This window comes from Saccharopolyspora sp. ASAGF58 (genome assembly GCF_012277335.1).
Taxonomy (GTDB): Bacteria; Actinomycetota; Actinomycetes; order Mycobacteriales; family Pseudonocardiaceae; genus Saccharopolyspora; species Saccharopolyspora hattusasensis.
Genome location: NZ_CP040605.1, coordinates 2,384,415 through 2,399,533, shown reverse-complemented (window position 1 = coordinate 2,399,533; position 15,119 = coordinate 2,384,415). Strand labels below are relative to the sequence as shown.

General features: G+C 67.8%; 17 protein-coding genes and 2 pseudogenes. 12 read left to right on the top strand and 7 right to left on the bottom strand.

Features of this window, described 5'->3' with window-relative positions:
* Window positions 1–146 precede the first annotated feature (146 nt).
* From FDZ84_RS11340 to FDZ84_RS37715, 9 genes and pseudogenes are all read left to right on the top strand, one after another.
* Window positions 147–1,349: a sensor histidine kinase gene (locus FDZ84_RS11340; RefSeq protein ID WP_210435516.1), complete on the top strand. Its 1,203-nt coding sequence runs from the start codon at window positions 147–149 to the stop codon at window positions 1,347–1,349.
* A gap of 79 nt (window positions 1,350–1,428) precedes the next feature.
* Window positions 1,429–2,085, top strand: a complete 657-nt coding sequence (locus tag FDZ84_RS11335; RefSeq protein WP_168585858.1) for a response regulator transcription factor — start codon at window positions 1,429–1,431, stop codon at window positions 2,083–2,085.
* Between the two features lie 52 nt (window positions 2,086–2,137).
* A complete protein-coding gene (locus tag FDZ84_RS11330) occupies window positions 2,138–2,938 on the top strand; it encodes an HAD hydrolase family protein (RefSeq protein WP_246868938.1) in 801 nt (266 codons plus the stop codon).
* Window positions 2,939–3,196: 258 nt separating this feature from the next.
* Window positions 3,197–4,144, top strand: a complete 948-nt coding sequence (locus FDZ84_RS11325) for an ABC transporter ATP-binding protein (protein WP_168585857.1) — start codon at window positions 3,197–3,199, stop codon at window positions 4,142–4,144.
* Entirely contained in the window at window positions 4,141–4,866 is a 726-nt protein-coding gene (locus FDZ84_RS11320; RefSeq protein WP_168585856.1) for a hypothetical protein, read from the top strand. The genes FDZ84_RS11325 and FDZ84_RS11320 overlap by 4 nt, the downstream gene beginning before the upstream one ends.
* A 1,049-nt stretch (window positions 4,867–5,915) precedes the next feature.
* The gene (locus FDZ84_RS37725; protein ID WP_256413678.1) at window positions 5,916–6,392 is read left to right on the top strand and encodes a reverse transcriptase N-terminal domain-containing protein; all 477 of its coding nucleotides are present in this window, start codon (window positions 5,916–5,918) and stop codon (window positions 6,390–6,392) included.
* A 12-nt stretch (window positions 6,393–6,404) separates the two neighbouring features.
* Window positions 6,405–6,902 (top strand): annotated as a pseudogene (locus tag FDZ84_RS39970) (reverse transcriptase domain-containing protein); the annotation flags it as partial.
* Window positions 6,903–6,923: 21 nt separating this feature from the next.
* Complete coding sequence (locus FDZ84_RS39965) at window positions 6,924–7,331, top strand: group II intron maturase-specific domain-containing protein (RefSeq protein ID WP_256413751.1); 408 nt, start codon at window positions 6,924–6,926, stop codon at window positions 7,329–7,331.
* Window positions 7,328–7,639 (top strand): hypothetical protein, encoded by a 312-nt coding sequence (locus FDZ84_RS37715; protein ID WP_210435443.1) that lies wholly within the window; start codon window positions 7,328–7,330, stop codon window positions 7,637–7,639. Before FDZ84_RS39965 ends, FDZ84_RS37715 begins: the two co-directional genes overlap by 4 nt.
* 726 nt (window positions 7,640–8,365) lie before the next feature.
* On the opposite strand, the gene FDZ84_RS11310 is transcribed toward FDZ84_RS37715, so the two are convergent.
* Window positions 8,366–8,833, bottom strand: coding sequence for a universal stress protein (locus FDZ84_RS11310; protein WP_223839760.1), 468 nt, complete (start codon window positions 8,831–8,833; stop codon window positions 8,366–8,368).
* Between the two features lie 235 nt (window positions 8,834–9,068).
* On the opposite strand from FDZ84_RS11310, the gene FDZ84_RS11305 reads away from it, so the two are divergent.
* Together FDZ84_RS11305 and trmB are read left to right on the top strand one after the other, a co-directional pair.
* On the top strand, window positions 9,069–9,641 hold the full coding sequence (locus tag FDZ84_RS11305) for a hypothetical protein (protein ID WP_210435513.1): 573 nt from the start codon (window positions 9,069–9,071) through the stop codon (window positions 9,639–9,641).
* 144 nt (window positions 9,642–9,785) lie between these two features.
* Entirely contained in the window at window positions 9,786–10,430 is a 645-nt protein-coding gene (gene trmB / locus FDZ84_RS11300; protein ID WP_246869153.1) for a tRNA (guanosine(46)-N7)-methyltransferase TrmB, read from the top strand.
* A 403-nt stretch (window positions 10,431–10,833) separates the two neighbouring features.
* Here the strand turns inward: trmB and FDZ84_RS11295 are convergent.
* Together FDZ84_RS11295 and FDZ84_RS11290 are read right to left on the bottom strand one after the other, a co-directional pair.
* A pseudogene (locus FDZ84_RS11295) lies at window positions 10,834–11,127 on the bottom strand (GNAT family N-acetyltransferase); the annotation flags it as partial.
* Between the two features lie 457 nt (window positions 11,128–11,584).
* Window positions 11,585–12,049 (bottom strand): nuclear transport factor 2 family protein, encoded by a 465-nt coding sequence (locus FDZ84_RS11290; protein ID WP_246868937.1) that lies wholly within the window; start codon window positions 12,047–12,049, stop codon window positions 11,585–11,587.
* A 280-nt stretch (window positions 12,050–12,329) separates the two neighbouring features.
* Here FDZ84_RS11290 and FDZ84_RS38780 point away from each other — a divergent pair, with 280 nt between their 5' ends.
* Window positions 12,330–12,986: a nitric oxide synthase oxygenase gene (locus tag FDZ84_RS38780; RefSeq protein WP_371812835.1), complete on the top strand. Its 657-nt coding sequence runs from the start codon at window positions 12,330–12,332 to the stop codon at window positions 12,984–12,986.
* A gap of 333 nt (window positions 12,987–13,319) precedes the next feature.
* Here the strand turns inward: FDZ84_RS38780 and FDZ84_RS38775 are convergent, their stop codons facing one another.
* The 4 genes from FDZ84_RS38775 to FDZ84_RS38760 form a co-directional block, all read right to left on the bottom strand.
* Complete coding sequence (locus FDZ84_RS38775; protein WP_246868936.1) at window positions 13,320–13,478, bottom strand: hypothetical protein; 159 nt, start codon at window positions 13,476–13,478, stop codon at window positions 13,320–13,322.
* The gene (locus tag FDZ84_RS38770) at window positions 13,466–13,897 is read right to left on the bottom strand and encodes a hypothetical protein (protein ID WP_246868935.1); all 432 of its coding nucleotides are present in this window, start codon (window positions 13,895–13,897) and stop codon (window positions 13,466–13,468) included. Before FDZ84_RS38770 ends, FDZ84_RS38775 begins: the two co-directional genes overlap by 13 nt.
* Before the next feature lie 180 nt (window positions 13,898–14,077).
* Window positions 14,078–14,734 (bottom strand): hypothetical protein, encoded by a 657-nt coding sequence (locus tag FDZ84_RS38765; RefSeq protein ID WP_246868934.1) that lies wholly within the window; start codon window positions 14,732–14,734, stop codon window positions 14,078–14,080.
* The gene (locus tag FDZ84_RS38760; protein WP_246868933.1) at window positions 14,665–15,093 is read right to left on the bottom strand and encodes a hypothetical protein; all 429 of its coding nucleotides are present in this window, start codon (window positions 15,091–15,093) and stop codon (window positions 14,665–14,667) included. The genes FDZ84_RS38765 and FDZ84_RS38760 overlap by 70 nt, the downstream gene beginning before the upstream one ends.
* Between the last annotated feature and the right edge of the window lie 26 nt (window positions 15,094–15,119).

Sequence of the window (15,119 nt, the reverse complement as noted above, 5' to 3'; positions counted from 1 at the left end):
CGCCGAGTCACGCGATCACCACCCGCCGCACCCGCCGCTGCGGCCCCGAGGGGTAGCCCGGGCCAGGACGGATGCGACCAGGGGCTGATGCGATTCGAGCCCGTGGGATGACGTCGGCTCACCCGTCTGCCGCATAACCTCGCTTGGTGCGGAAACTGAGCCTCTGGTTGCGGGCGCACCCGCCGGTCGGCGACAGCGGGATCGCCACCTTCATGCTGCTCCTGCACCTGGGTGAGCTCGGTGGCGAAGGCGATCTCGCGGTCGGCATGCCGACCGTGCTGTTCGTCTTGGCCGGGTTGCTGTTGACCGTGCCGGTGTCGGTGCGGCGCATCTGGCCGGTGCGGTCGGCGTACGTCGCGCTGCTCGGCCTGGCGATCATGGCCGTCCTCAACCAGGGGCCGGACGTCACCACGACGACGGTGGTGCCGAGCATGATGATCTATACCCTGGTCGCCTACGTGGGGCGCCGGAAGGCGGCGATCTACACCGCGCTGACCGGCGGTTTCTTCCTGCTGCGGCGGTTCACCGGCGACGAGGCGCCGGAGGACCTACCGTCGCTGGTCTTCGACCAGGTCCTCTTCTTCGTCATGCTGGTCGGTTTCTGCTGGGTGCTGGGCGAGTTCGTTGGGGCCCGCCGCGCGTACCACGCGGAGGTGGAAAGGCGGCTGCACAACCTGGAATTCGAGCGCGACCAGCAGGCCCGCATCGCGGTCGCGGAGGAGCGCAACCGGATCGCCCGGGAGATCCACGACGTGCTGGCGCATTCGGTGAGCGTGATGGTGACGCAGGCCGACGGCGCCGGTTACGCCTTGCGCAGCAACCCGGACCTCGCCGAACGGGCGTTGCAGGCGATCGGCAGCACCGGTCGCGAGGCGCTCGGCGAACTGCGCAGCCTGCTCGGCGTGCTCCGCGACGGCACGGAGCACGACCCCGCCCGCATCCCGCAGCCCACGGCGGCCGACCTGAACGAACTGGCGGACCGGGTGCGCGGGCTCGGGCTCGCCGTGTCGATGGAGCTCACCGGCGACTTCACCGGGCTGCCGACTGGGATCGGGCTGAGCGTGTACCGGATCGTGCAGGAGTCGCTGACCAACGTGGTCAAGCACGGCGGCACCGGCACCAAGGCTTCGGTCCGGGCCGTCAACGACGGGCAGCGCATCGAGATCGAGGTGGTGGACGACGGGATGCGGCGGGAACCGACCGGGATGACCACGGGCGGCAACGGGCTCATCGGCATGCGGGAGCGCGCCGCGGTCTACGGCGGCACGCTCGCGGCCGGTCCGCGAACCGGCGGCGGCTGGCGGGTGCACACGATTCTGCCGCTTGACCAGCCTGGCGCGACTTCCTGACGTGGTCGCGCACGAGTCCGGCCACCCGGGCCGAGTGGCTGGAAAGTCCTGAAATCGCAGCTTGGATAGGGTGTTCCACATGGTGCGGGTGCTGCTGGTCGACGACCAGGAACTGATGCGCATGGGGTTCCGGATGGTGCTCGACGCTCAGGACGACCTGGAGATCGTCGGCGAAGCCGGCAACGGCGCGGAGGCGGTCGAGCTCGCCGAGCGGTTGCGGCCGGACGTGGTCCTGATGGACGTCCGGATGCCGGTTCTCGACGGCGTCGAGGCGACCCGCCGGATCGTCGCGGCCGACAGCGCGAAGGTCCTGGTGATGACCACCTTCGACCTGGACGAGTACGCCCTGTCCGCGTTGCGCAACGGGGCCAGCGGCTTCCTGCTCAAGGACGCGCCGCCGGAGAGCCTGGTCACCGCGGTGCGGTCGGTCGCGAGCGGTGACGCGGTGGTCGCGCCAAGCGTGACGAAGCGGTTGCTCGACCGGTTCCTGGGCGAGCGCGGCGGCCAGCTGCGGGACGCATCGGTGCTGGACGTGCTGACCGACCGGGAGCGCGAGGTGCTGGTGCTGGTGGCGAAGGGGCTCTCGAACGCCGAGATCGCGGGCAAGCTGTTCCTGTCCGAGGCCACCGTGAAGACGCACCTCGGCCGCGTCCTGTCCAAATTGGACATCAGGGACCGGGTGCAGGCGGTGGTGCTGGCCTACGAGACCGGTCTGGTCAAACCGGGCGAGGCGTGAATTGCGCCTCCAACCAGGCGCTTCGGGGCGCATCGGCGGCTAGCCTGCGGTGGTGATTGACGCCGCGTGGAAGCCCCGACTCATCGCCCTCGACGTCGACGGGACCCTGCTCGATCCGGCCACCCAGGAGATTTCCGCGGTGGTCCGGGCGGCCGTGCGCCGCGTGGTTGAGGCGGGCGCCCAGGTCGTGGTGTCGACCGGCCGGAGCACGCTCGGAACCCTGCCGATCCTCGACGACCTGGAGCTGACCAGCGGAGTCACGTTGTGCTCCAACGGCGCAGTGCGGGTGGACGCCGCGGCGCGGGAAGTGCTGTCCGTCGAGACTTTCGAGCCGGGGCCGGTGCTCGCCGAGCTGGCCAGGCGGCTGCCCGGCGCGATCTTCGCGGCCGAGGACGTCGGTGCGGGCAGCCTGGTGACCTCCAGGTTCCACGAGGAGGAGCTGCACGGCCCGCAACAGCTGGCGTCGCTGGACGAACTCGTCAGCGTCCCGGTGCCGCGGCTGATCGCGAACTGGGTGGATCACGAGCCCGCCGAGGTCGTCGAGGTGCTGGCCGGGATTCGGTTGCCGGGCTGCACTTTCACGCTGGACCACTACGAGCCGTGGGTCACGGTGGTCCCCGAGGGCGTGACCAAGGGCTCCGCGCTGGAGAAGCTGCGCACCGAACTGGGCATCGCGAGCGAGGACACGTTCGCCATCGGTGACGGGGATAACGACATCGAGATGCTGCGCTGGGCGGCGCGCGGCGTCGCGATGGGGCAGGCGCCGGAGGTCGTGCGCGCCGCGGCCGACGAGGTCACCGGGCCGGTCGCCGAGGACGGCCTGGCCACGGCCCTGAACCGCTTGTTCCGCTGAGTTCTGGCTGCGGGACGGTGCGGGTGGCGGTGCGGGTTGGGGGAACGTCGGACGCCCGGATTCCGGGATTGCTGGTTGGCGCATGTCCACCAAGCTCAGGGAGAACCCTGAGAGGTCATCCTGCTGGTGGGGTCGACTACGACTCCAGGCTGACCCCAGGTCCAGACGCGGGGGCGATGCCGGTGCAAGGGTCGACCAGGCAGGCTTTGGAGTGTGGCCCGGGTGGGCCGCGGCATTATCGGCCCGACAGGAGTGATCATGATCGAGGCGCTCGGCCTCACCAAGCGCTACGGCTCGAAAGTCGCGGTGAACGATCTGTCGTTCACCGTGAAACCCGGCCGGGTAACGGGTTTTCTCGGCCCGAACGGAGCCGGCAAGTCCACCACCATGCGCATGATGCTCGGCCTGGACCGGCCGACCGCGGGTGAGGTGCGCATCGACGGCAAGCCCTACTGCGAGCTGAAGCACCCGCTGCGGACCGTGGGAGCGCTGCTCGACGCGAAGTGGGTGCACCCCAACCGGTCCGCGCGCACCCACCTGCAGTGGATGGCGAAGTCCAACGGCATCCCCGCGAAGCGGGTCGACGAGGTGCTCGGCATGGTCGGCCTGGAGGACGTCGCGCGCCGCAAGGCGGGCGGGTTCTCGCTGGGCATGTCGCAGCGGCTCGGAATCGCCACCGCGCTGCTCGGCGACCCCAAGATCCTGCTGTTCGACGAGCCGGTGAACGGGCTCGACCCGGAGGGCATCCACTGGATCCGGCGGTTCATGCAGGGCCTGGCCGCGGAGGGGCGCACCGTCTTCGTCTCCAGCCACCTGCTGTCCGAAATGGCCCTGACCGCCGAGGAACTGGTGGTGATCGGGCGCGGCGAGCTCATCGCGCAGTGCAGCACCCAGCAGTTCGTGGACAACGCCGGCACGCAGGGCGTGCTGGTGCGCTCGCCGAGCTCGGCGCAGTTGCAGCAGCTGCTGAGCGCGCAGGGGCTGAGCGCGCGGTCGACGGCTGCGGACACGCTCTTGATCGACGAGGTCGGCACCGAGCAGATCGGCGAACTCGCCGCGCAGCACGGGATCGTGCTGCACGAGCTCACCGCGCAGCGGAGCTCGTTGGAAGACGCCTTCATCCAGATGACCAGCAACGCAGTCGAATACCAGACCGGTCTCGGCGCCGCCTCGTCCGAGCCGACGGCCTCGGAGGTGGCCCGATGACCCTGCTCGCCGTTGAACGGATCAAGCTCTTCTCCACCAAGTCCCCGTGGTGGTGTACCTTCCTCGCTCTGGCTATGACCATCGGGTTCGCGATGCTGTTCGCGACCCAGTCCGACGGCGGCATTTCGGTGCCGATGACGCAGGTCGGCTACCAGTTCGGGCTGATGGTGGTGCTGGTGCTCGCCGCGCTGTCGATCACCACCGAGTACCGGTTCGGCACGATCCGGGCGACCTTCCAGGCGGTGCCGAACCGGACCACCGCGCTGCTGGCCAAAACGGTGGTCGTCGCGGTGGTTGCCCTGATCATCGGCGAGGTGGCCGCGTTCGGTTCCTGGGGCGTCGCGAAGCTGCTGGCACCAAGCTCCAACCTCGCGTTCGCCACCGCTGACGACTGGCGCCACGTCGCCGGGGTCGGCCTGGTGTTCGCCATCAGCGCGGTGCTGGCGGTCGCGGTCGGTGCCCTGCTGCGGCAGACGGCCGGCGCGGTTGCCCTGCTGCTGCTCTGGCCGCTGCTGGTGGAGAGCCTGGTCGGCCTGATCCCGAAGGTCGGCGGCGACGTGCGGAAGTGGATGCCGTTCAACGCGGCCGACCACTTCATCTCGGGCACCGCCGGGGTCGGCGAGATGCCGTTCGGTCCGTGGGGCGCGCTGGCCTACTTCGCGGCCGTCGCGGTGGCCGTGTGGGTGATCGCTTTGATCATCGTCCGGCGGCGCGACGCATGACCTGCGAGAACTGATCTTGAGTTGACCTTTCATGATCAACTGGAGAAAGGCCCAGTTGGGCGAGGGAAAGCAAAACGTTACCTGGCCCGGCCGAGAGTCTGATCACGTCAACCGATAGGATCGGGGGGACAAGATCGAGCCGCAGACGTCGCCTACTCGGTGCGCCGTAACCGTTGCGGCACGCAGTGTCCGCATTGGACATCGCGCGAGGGCTGACGTCGGGGCCGACAGGCACGACCAAATTCGACCGACTGCAATAGCGCTCGGGGGCGCCGGCGGTCGGGACGGGGGAGGGCCCGGGCTGTCATTCGGGGGATGGCCCGGGCCCTGTGCTTTCTGGACTCCCAGGTGATCTCCGTGGCAACGCGAGTGTGAATGCCAGCTCGCAGCGCGTAGCTGTCGGTGGTGTCGAAGGGATGCGTGCCATGAAGCATCGGCAAATCCTGGACGAACTCGCCACGCTGCTGCGCTGGCTGTGATCCGTTCTTCCGAAACCGCCGATGGCGGGGGATGGAAGGGGCCGGGGCATACGCCCTGGTCACAACTGAATTGTCCGATGGTCGGTGCGATCCCGGCCCCTCATGGTGCATGGAGGAAAAGCGACGTCCTCATGGCTGCGACTGGTTATCAATGCTGTGGAAGCAGGGACGTGACGGGGATAACCGGCGACCTCGACGTCCGGGACGCCTCTAGCAGGCTGCCTATGGTCAGGAGACGAACGCACGCCCGAACTGTCGTTAGCAGCATCAGACCCACGCGAGGTAGCGGGTCTGGCCCGCAAGGGCATGGTCCATCGGGGCGGATAGGTCCATCGGTGTCCGCCCGTGCATCCGCCATGGTGGCCCGGCAGACAGTGCGGACCTACGGGCAGCGTCAAACGGACGATTCGGAACGGAGTAACCCCGTGCAGGCTCTCATCGGGTTTGGTGAGTAGGCGACCAGGCCGCATGCCGGTATGGGGCGGGATTGCCCGAGAAGCGAACGCGTGGGGTAACGCCCACGATAGGCCGACGCGGGCACGGTCATGTGGAAGGAAAGGGGTGTGAGTAGTGGGGAGAAACGGAAACGACGGTCTGCCCGGTGACGGGCGGTCGATCGGAGACTGGGCATCGGTTCCCTGGCGGAAGCTGGAGACCACGGTGTACCGCCTGCAAAAGCGCATCTTCCGAGCCTCGTGTCGTGGCGATGTGGCGGCAGTTCGTAGTTTGCAACGCTTGTTGATGAAATCGGAAGCCGCTCGCTGTCTGGCGGTGCGCCGGGTGACGCAGGACAACCAGGGCAAGCACACGGCCGGGATCGACGGAGTGGCTTCCGTCCCGCCCGACCAGCGCTGGCTACTTGTGGATCGCCTGCGGCGTCCGGAGACGATCAAACCGAGACCCGTGCGTCGGGTCTGGATTCCCAAGCCCGGCAAGGCGGAGAAGCGCCCGCTGGGTATTCCCGTCATGCTGGATCGGGCACTTCAAGCACTGGCGAAGCTGGCGCTGGATCCCGAGTGGGAAGCCAGGTTTGAGCCGAACAGCTAGGGTTTCCGCCCGGCCCGTTCGGCGCATGATGCGATTGCGGCGATCTTCGATGCGACCTGTAAGAAGGACAAGTCCGTCTTGGATGCAGACATCGCCGGATGTTTCGACAACATCGCGCATGAACCACTCCTGGCCAAATTCGCCACGTTCCCCCAGTTGCGTCGTCTGATCAAGGGATGGCTCACCGCTGGGGTCATGGAGGGCAAGGCTCTGGAGGCTACCTGGCGGGGCAGCCCGCAAGGTGGGGTCATTTCACCGTTGCTGGCGTTGATCGCCCTGCACGGTCTGGAAACAGTGATCACCTCAGCGTTCGGCAGCCGCGACCGACCTCAGGTCGTGGTCTATGCCGACGACTTCGTGGTCCTGCATCCAACCCGTGCGGGGATCGAGAAGGCCCAGCACATCGCGGAGGAATGGTTGAGCGGGATCGGGTTGCGGCTGAAAACGGCCAAGACCCGGATCACTCACACCCGGCTCGCTCTCGATGGGCCAGCCGGTTTCGAGTTTCTGGGTTTCCACATCCGTCGCTACGTGACCAAGGAACATCGGCCAGGTAGTGACGGGCGGAAACAGCCCGTGGTCAAGACGCTGATCAAGCCTAGTAAGGATGCCGTCAAGCGGCATCATCGAGCCATGCGGGACATCGTCCGAGCGCGGAAGACAGCGCCGCACGAGGCGCTGATCAGCGCACTCAACCCGGTGATCCGGGGATGGTCGATGTATTACCGCACGGTGGTCGCCAAGAAGGTCTTCGCCTCCTGTGACTACCGGTTGTCTCGACGTTGCTGCACTGGGCCGGCCGCCGTCACCCGAAGAAGAGCGCGGGATGGGTATTCGCGAAGTATTGGCGACGACGCGATCAAGGCCGTCTGGAGTTCGCCACTCTGGACGGTCCGCGGCTCGCTGTACATGCGGACATTCCCATCAAGCGCCATGTGAAGGTGCGCGGCCACGCCAGCCCTTATGACGGGAACCTGGTCTACTGGGCCAACAGGCTGCGTGACCACCCGCTGACGACGAGCAGGACGGCGATCCTGCTTCGCCGCCAAAAAGGGAAGTGCGCACACTGCCGACTGCTGTTCACCGATGCGGACACCACCACCATAAAACAGTTCGCCCCTCCCCAATGGAACGGGCTGACTGACCTCACGAGGATGCGTGCCCTTCATCAGCACTGCCGCGACAACACCAGCGACCAGACCAAACGAGTCGACATCGCCGAGGTATTCACGTCAAGAACCACATGATCGAGGAGCCGGATGAAGCGAAAGTTTCACGTCCGGTTCTGTAGGCGAGCCGCCCCCGCGAGGGGCGGCTTAGCCAGCGACGGGTGCCACGACGTCGGCAGCGCCACCAACGTCGTGCGAGCGGTGGACGAGTTGTCCCGGGCATCCTGGGCCTGGCGAGTGGATGGACGGTGATCGCATTGGACGAACGATCTGGTCATTTTCGAAAACCCCGCCCTCGACCCGACGGCGATGGCAGGACGATCCCGAGGTCGAGGGCGAGCTGCGCCTCATGAGCGGAGGCATCCCCACAGGTCCAGTGCAGTTCCTGAAGGCTCTTCTCGACGAGGACCGGCGCGTGGTGACGGAGGCGGATGGGACTGCGGTCTCGTTCCTCGACGACATGGCTAGAGCCTCCGGATTCGTGCCGCTGATCGACCTGCGCGGCGGGACGTGCAGGTCGACGCCTGGTGCGAGGGAGCGCAGGACGCTGTCCCACGCAGGACGCTGTCCCACGCAGGGCGCTGTCCCACGCCGGGCGCATGGGCGACTGAGCGGCAGCCGTTTCAGCTGCTCACATGCCTTATCGCGCAGGCGCCGCTGACGCGCCGAACCGCAGCTGCAGTCCGTCCTCCGCACTGGCGACGCCTCCGCACGAGAGCCCGCACACCCCGAGGCGCCGCAGCGATTCCGTGCGAAACCGCCCATCCGGTGCGAGCAGAAGAACGGGCGGGCTGCCTGTTCCCGTTAGACGTTGGGGCGGACCACCAGCACCGGGCAGGCCGCGTGGCGAACGCACTGCTCGGCCACCGACCCCAGCATCAGGCCCGCGAACCCGCCGCGGCCCCGATGGCCGACGACGAGCAGGTCCGCTCCCTTCGACGCCGACAGCAGCGCCTGCGGCGAGGGCGAGTGGACCACGTGGATCTGGACCGGGAGGTCGGCGTGGTCGCCGAGCTTGTTGGACACGATCCGTTCCGTGTCCCCCACCACCGTCTGCTGGAACTGGTCCAGGCTCGGCACGACATTCGGCGGGCAGTCCGCCGGTCGCGGCGCTGTCCGGAAGCTCCAGGCCCGCACCACGTGCAGAACGGTGTTGCGGCGTCTGGCTTCTTCGGCCGCCACGAGCAGGGCACGCAGCGACGATGCGGAACTGTCCACGCCGACGACGACGCCGCCGTCGATCTCCACCTGTTGGATCGTCTGATCTGGCACCTGTCCACTCCATCCGCACGAGGTCGAGTTGTCGAGCCGATCAGCGGTGCATCAGCCCAAGACGTTGTAGATACGTGATTTTAGGCACAATTAACATGCCTGTTTCATTCTTGATATTCGCTGTGGTAAGGCATGAGTTGGGATGTCCCGAACCAGCGTCGCTTGGGGGCATGCGCTGGTCGAGGGCGAGTTTGGGCTCGCAACTTTCTCAACAGCAGAAGGGTGAGGCCGAATCATGCAGTCGAAGGATCGGTCGGTAGTCCAGGCGCAGGAGGGCGGTGCGCGAGCGCGGCGGTCTGTGAACGACGTCCAGCTGGAGCCGGTGCCCAGGCTGGAATGGTCGTTGGCAACGGAAGCGCACCCGCCCGCGCTGGAGGCCGCGACACCCGCATCGCTGCGTCGGAGCTGGATACACACCGCACCCGAACACCAGGTGCTCGGACTGTTCCGCAAGCTGCACGGCGCCAAGCGCCGACTGCCCGCCCCGTGGTGGCTGCGGGCCTTGGACCGCGGCGAGATCGAGTCGCGGGACGCCGCGTTCGAGGTCGAGGACGAGGCGCAGGCGGTGCTCGGTTCCCGACCGGGTTGGGTCTTCGTGCCATGGGCGGGGGTCGGCGAGGCCGGGTACTGGGAATACGCGCCGTCGGACCGCGCGCCGATGCGGATGCCCACCACCGTGGTGCTGACCGACGGGCACCGGGGATGGCTGAACGTGGTGCCGGTGCACGGCGACACCGAGCCGGTTCCGGTGCCGGTCAAGCTGGCCACTGGCCTGGTGGCGATGTTCCCGCAGATCGAAGCCTGGTGACCTGCCGACCCCGCCTTCGGGCGGGGCGGGGTTCGGTCGCCGGGGCTCGCCGCCCGTTTGCGATACTGAGTCCCCGTGAATGCCTCTGACCAGCAGGTTCCGTTCCGTCGTACCGTCGTCAGCTACGTCCAACGCGGCGAGCGGATGACGGCGGGTCAGCAGCGCGCCTGGGACCGGCACTGGTCCGAGTCGGGTTCCGATGTGACCGCGCTGCCCGAAGGCCCGTTGGATCTCGCGACCTGGTTCGGCCGCTCCGCCCCGGTCGTGCTGGAGATCGGTTCCGGTATGGGTGAGACGACCTCCCAGCTCGTGGCCGCCCGACCCGACGCCAACTACCTGGCGGTCGAGGTCTACAAGCCGGGCCTGGCCCAGTTGATGCTGCGCGCCGAGAAGCTGGAGGTCACCAACCTCCGGCTGCTCCGCGGCGACGCGATCGTGCTGCTGCGTGACCACATCGAGCCCGCGTCGCTGGCCGAGGTGCGCATCTACTTCCCGGACCCGTGGCCGAAGAAGCGCCACCACAAGCGCCGTCTCGTGCAGCCCGGCTCGGTGGCGCTGATCGCTTCCCGGCTCGCGCCGGGCGGTGTGCTGCACCTCGCGACGGACTGGGAGAACTACGCAGAGCAGATGCTGGAGGTCTGCCAGGCGGAACCGCAGCTGCGCAACCGGTACGCCGACGAGCCGGGTGGTTGGGCGCCGCGGCCGGAGTGGCGGCCGGTCACGAAGTTCGAGAACCGGGCGCACGAAGAGGGCCGCGAGATCCACGACCTGATCTTCGAACGCATCTAGCCAGGTTCGATCGGGACGCCCCGTCACTGCCATCTGCCATCTGCCACCGTCTGAACGGGATCTGCTGAACAGATGCGGAGATGAAGGCGATGACGAATGGGCGCCAGCGTGCGACGCAGCCGGGGGACCTCAACCGGTTCGTGCTGGAACGGCTCAACGCCGGTGACGTCGATGGGCTCGTGGCGTGTACGAGCCCGACGCGGTCCTGATCGTGCTGACCGGCAGGGCCGTCGGGCCTGGACGTGCCCGGCGCGCGAGCGCTCCGCGAAACTCCGCCGCCGTCGATGCGTTGGGTTCCGGTCCACATGATCGAGGAGACCGCTCGGCGCGGGCCACGTCGGCATCCCCCGCGAACAGCTCGACGGTTCGGTCGGCCGTTAGCGCCGTGTCTGGAATCGCCGGGTCAGAGTTCGCCGAAGCCGTGTCGTTCCGAGAACTCAGGTGCCGTCATGCCCATGATGACCAGGTCGTGGTGGCGGCCCGCGAAGAATTCGCGGTCGCGCAGCCGGCCTTCGGAGGCGAACCCGAGCTTGTCGTGCAGCGCGAGCGATGCGGCGTTGTAGGCGAGGATTCGCGCTTCGCACTTGTGGTAGCGGCGTTCGCCGAACATGAAGCGGAGCAGGAGCGCGAGCGCGTCGGACGCGTATCCCCGCCGCTGGTGTTTGTCGCTGATGGCCACGCCGTGGGAGAACCGTCCGGCGCTGGTCTTACCGTGGCGATACCCGCCGCCAGCACAGTGCTGGTCTTACGTGGGTTTCCATCGGGCTGTCACGACGCAACTCGCCGCCACCCAGCCATGTTGGAAAACCAGGTTCCCGACAGACTGGCTTGGCTCTCGCCAGCCTGCAAAGTTCCTTCGCGGCAAACCATGCCAACCCGAAACGACACATCTTTACCCAGCTCCCGGAACAGCTGGACACCCCTCCGCTGAACGCGGTGGATGCAGAACGTCCACCGACCGCTGGTACGCCGAGTTCGAGTCCATCCGCATGAACGCTTGCCAATCCTCGCGTTCGATGCCCCGCAGCCGTGCGAGCCGGCCTGTCCAGAAGGAGCTCATCCCGCCAGCACAGCAAGCACTTCGTCGCCGAGTCCAAGGATTTCCGGGCCATTTCAGGGCATGCGCACCGCGCGGCTCGTCGGAGTCGCGGCTGTCAGTGGGATTGGTGTTGCGTCGGCGCTGGGTTCGCGCAGATGTCGGCGATTGCGGCGGTGTCCCAGTAGAACGGGTGGATCTCGGTGATCTGCTCGTTGCGGATCGCGATCGTCTGCAGGATGGCGAATTCGAGATCTCGCCCGGTTTCGCGGGCTCGGGCCCGGACGTGCGTGAGCACTACGGCCGTGCCCGTGGTGTTGTCCGACGCGAGGAAGTCTTGCTCCAGCATTTCGAAGGATTCCCAGGTCCGGCTCATCGCGAGGAAGAACCGTTCCATGCCCTGGTGGCCGTGCCAGGTGCCGCCGTAGGGCATCGCCTCGGCCTGGTGCAGGACGACGTCGGGTGAGAAGAACTCGGCGAGCGGTGCGAAACTCGCTTCGCCTGGGCCGTCCGCCGCCATGTACTCGGCCTCCGCCGCGTACATGCCTTCCAGCACGGACTTGGTCGCGTTCGTTGCAGTCACGGCATTAGCTTTGTCGACCGGTCGACCGGTCGGCCGGTTGCTGGGGCGATCGGACGTCGAGGTTTGCCCGCAGCGCCGTCGACCCTTCCGCTGATCGGCATCGGCATCGGCATCGGCCGATTGGCCAAATCCACGATCGACAACGAAGTTATTCACCCGATTGGGCGGTCAAGAGTGGCTGATGTCGAGCCGAAGATTGTTACTACAAGAGGGATGACACACGATCGGGGATTCGCAGGTTCGCCGAAAAGAAGAACGCGTGCGAAGTGACGAGTAATCGGTGATCGTGACTACGTACCGGCCCGTGACGGCTTTCCGTGATGACGTCTTCCCGATCCAAACATGCTCGCCGGAGACCGACGCCAAACTGGTGACCGTCCCGCGCGACGTCGTGCAGGAAGTTCCGTTGGAGCACCCGGATTTGCCGTGGTTCGTCGAGCTGGGACTCCGCTGGCACACCGTGCCCCTGATCAGCAACATGCAGCTGCTCATCGGCGGCATCCGGTACCCCGCCGCGCCGTTCAACACCTGGTTCGTGGGAACCGAGATCGGCACCCGTGGCCTGGCCGACGAGAGCGCGTATGGCATCACCCGGCGCGTGGCCGAACGGCTGGGCATGGACACCTCCACCGAACGAACCCTGTGGCGGGACCGGGCGATCGTCGAGATCAACCGGGCCGTGCTCTTCTCATTCGACTCCGCGCGTGTCACGATCATCGGCCACCACAGCGAGACGTTGCACCGGCTGGCCTTGCTGCGATCCGCACCCGGGGCAAATGCCCGCCGATCGATGTTAACCGTCACCACGGAAGGGGCCCAGCGGATCCGGCCTGGAAAACCGCCCGGCTCCCAGTCCCCCGAACCGCCGCAACTCCGGTACGACGTGCTGTCGCGGATGAACCGGCGTCGCTTGGGTACCGGCTCGTCCGAGGACTGATCTGCGACTGCTGCGCACCGTCGCTCGCCGAATGACGGGCTGCGGCGAATCGGTCCATGGCTTCGGGGAGAACTGAGCTGAGCGACATGAGCACCAGCAGCGCGAGGGCGATGATCGCGCCGGCGGTGGAAACGAGGGTGACGAACATTTCTGACCTCCCAGGATCTTCTTCTGGCCCTTCGAGCATCGCTTTCGGCCGCGTGTTTCGGATCGGTCATGTGGTCGGCCCGGGATGGCCGACCGGCCAGCCCCGCGTGCTGCGGAACTGGCCGGATGGTCACTGGCGGGGCCGCTCGCCCACTACTCGCCCACTACTCGCCCACTACTCGCCCACTACTCGTCAGTGATGGGCTCGGTGCTGATCCGGCGCAGCATCGGGCCGCTGGTGGAGGCGGCGAGCACCGCGACGGCCACCCCGATCGCGACGGGGGCGAAGATCCAGCCGCTGATCACCGCCGGCGTGTCCGCGCCGAACAAGGTCAGCATCGACATGCCGACCGCGATGCCACCTGCGCCGGCGCCCAGCGTCGCGACAGCGCGGGCAGCGCCGCCTCGGTCCGCAGCGCACGGCCCAACATGCGCACCGGGGTCCCCGCCGCGATCAACGCGCCGAAGGTGCGTCGGCGGTCGACCACCGACGACGCGGCGGTGATCGCGGCGCTGCTGCCGGCGAGCAGGGCGGCGAGAGCCAGGCCAAAGGCGGTCACCCGCTTGAGATCGCCCAGCATCGTTTGCTGCCCCGCCAGCCGCAGCTCGCGGCTGCTGAAGCTGTCACCGGGAAGCGCCATGGCTAGCGCGGTCCGCACCTTCTCCCGGTCGGCGTCGGTCGCCGGGTTCACGGCCAGCGTCGATTCCCCGTTGGCGATCTCGCCGGGCACCAGCGCGGGATCGATCAGCACCGAACCGCTCATCGGGGTCCTGGCCGCCAAGCGGGCGCGTCACGACGTTCGCGGGCAATCCGAACTTAGGTGGCTCCTCCCCGGTACCCGGCGCCGGGATGGGCGAGACCTGCAGACCCGAAGGAGGCAGTTCCGTGCCCGGATCGACGCGGATGGCCGGTGGGCCCGCGCACAAGCCAACCGCCATCCGGGTCACCGCCGCGGCATCCGGGCAGCTGATGACCAGGCCGGCGTACGTGCTGCCCTCGTAGGCGTCGAGTGCGACCGGTTCCGCTCGCACGACGGTGGCCTTCGCGCCGCTGCGGTCCAACTCGTCGACGATGCGCTTCTGCTGGTCAGCTGCCTGCGCGAAGGACGCCACCTGGCCGTGAGTGATTTTGGGTGCCATAGCACCGAAAAACGCTCACGGGCGTTGGGCCTGCACCGCGCGCCGCCGCCCGCGAAGGTCTCGAAGCTGGGCAGCAGGGTCAGCGCCATCGACCCGACGAACACCGCGAGGACGATGCCGGACACGGACCGGTAGGCGGCCTTCGGATCGCTGCACAACCGCCGACCCGCGAGCAGCCGCCACGCCTTGGGTGCCTTCCTCGACTGGCTCATCGCCGCGCCGACCGGCGCCTGCACCACTCGGCGCAGGCCCAGCACCGCGGCCAGCACCACCAGCAGCGGGATCACGACCGCCACCGCGACGAGCGTCGGCAACGACGGCGTGAAGTCGCTGGGCAACCAGGTGCCGCCTCCCCACGGGATCTGTGCCCCCAGGTACCGCAGCGGCCAGCTCAGCACGAGCCCGACGACGGTGCCCGCCACCGCGGCGATCGTGATCTCCGCGATGACCGTGCCGACCACCTGCCCCGGCGTTGCGCCGGCCAACCGCAGCGCCGCGAGCCGGCGTTCCCGACGTGCTTTAGCTCGGCCAGCCGCGGCGACAGCAGCACCTCGCCCGGCCTGGGGAAGCGCGGTGCGCTGCCCGCCGGAGCCCGATCGCCCGAGACGTCGAGCCGGATGATCCGCTCGTTCTGGAAGAAGTCCTGGCTCGCCACCGCGATCGCGCCGGAGGGATCCACGGCGCCGCGTTGCCACGACGCCCGTTCCATCCGGGCATCCGTCGGGTCCGGCAGGGTCGCCAGGAACAGGATCAGCGCGGTGGCGACCGCGACCCCGGCCGCCGTGAGCACCGCCGACAGGCGACTGCGGAGTCCACCCACAACACCCGCAGTGCCAGCTGCACGGG

Excerpts from the sequence above, each read along its gene's own strand:
- FDZ84_RS38775 (WP_246868936.1), bottom strand. The coding sequence starts at position 13,478 with ATGTCGATGCTGACCTTGTTCGGCGCGGACACGCCGGCGGTGATCAGC.
- FDZ84_RS11335 (WP_168585858.1), top strand. The coding sequence starts at position 1,429 with ATGGTGCGGGTGCTGCTGGTCGACGACCAGGAACTGATGCGCATGGGG.
- trmB (WP_246869153.1), top strand. The coding sequence starts at position 9,786 with ATGACGGCGGGTCAGCAGCGCGCCTGGGACCGGCACTGGTCCGAGTCG.
- FDZ84_RS11325 (WP_168585857.1), top strand. The coding sequence starts at position 3,197 with ATGATCGAGGCGCTCGGCCTCACCAAGCGCTACGGCTCGAAAGTCGCG.
- FDZ84_RS11320 (WP_168585856.1), top strand. The coding sequence starts at position 4,141 with ATGACCCTGCTCGCCGTTGAACGGATCAAGCTCTTCTCCACCAAGTCC.
- FDZ84_RS11305 (WP_210435513.1), top strand. The coding sequence starts at position 9,069 with ATGCAGTCGAAGGATCGGTCGGTAGTCCAGGCGCAGGAGGGCGGTGCG.
- FDZ84_RS38770 (WP_246868935.1), bottom strand. The coding sequence starts at position 13,897 with ATGAGCGGTTCGGTGCTGATCGATCCCGCGCTGGTGCCCGGCGAGATC.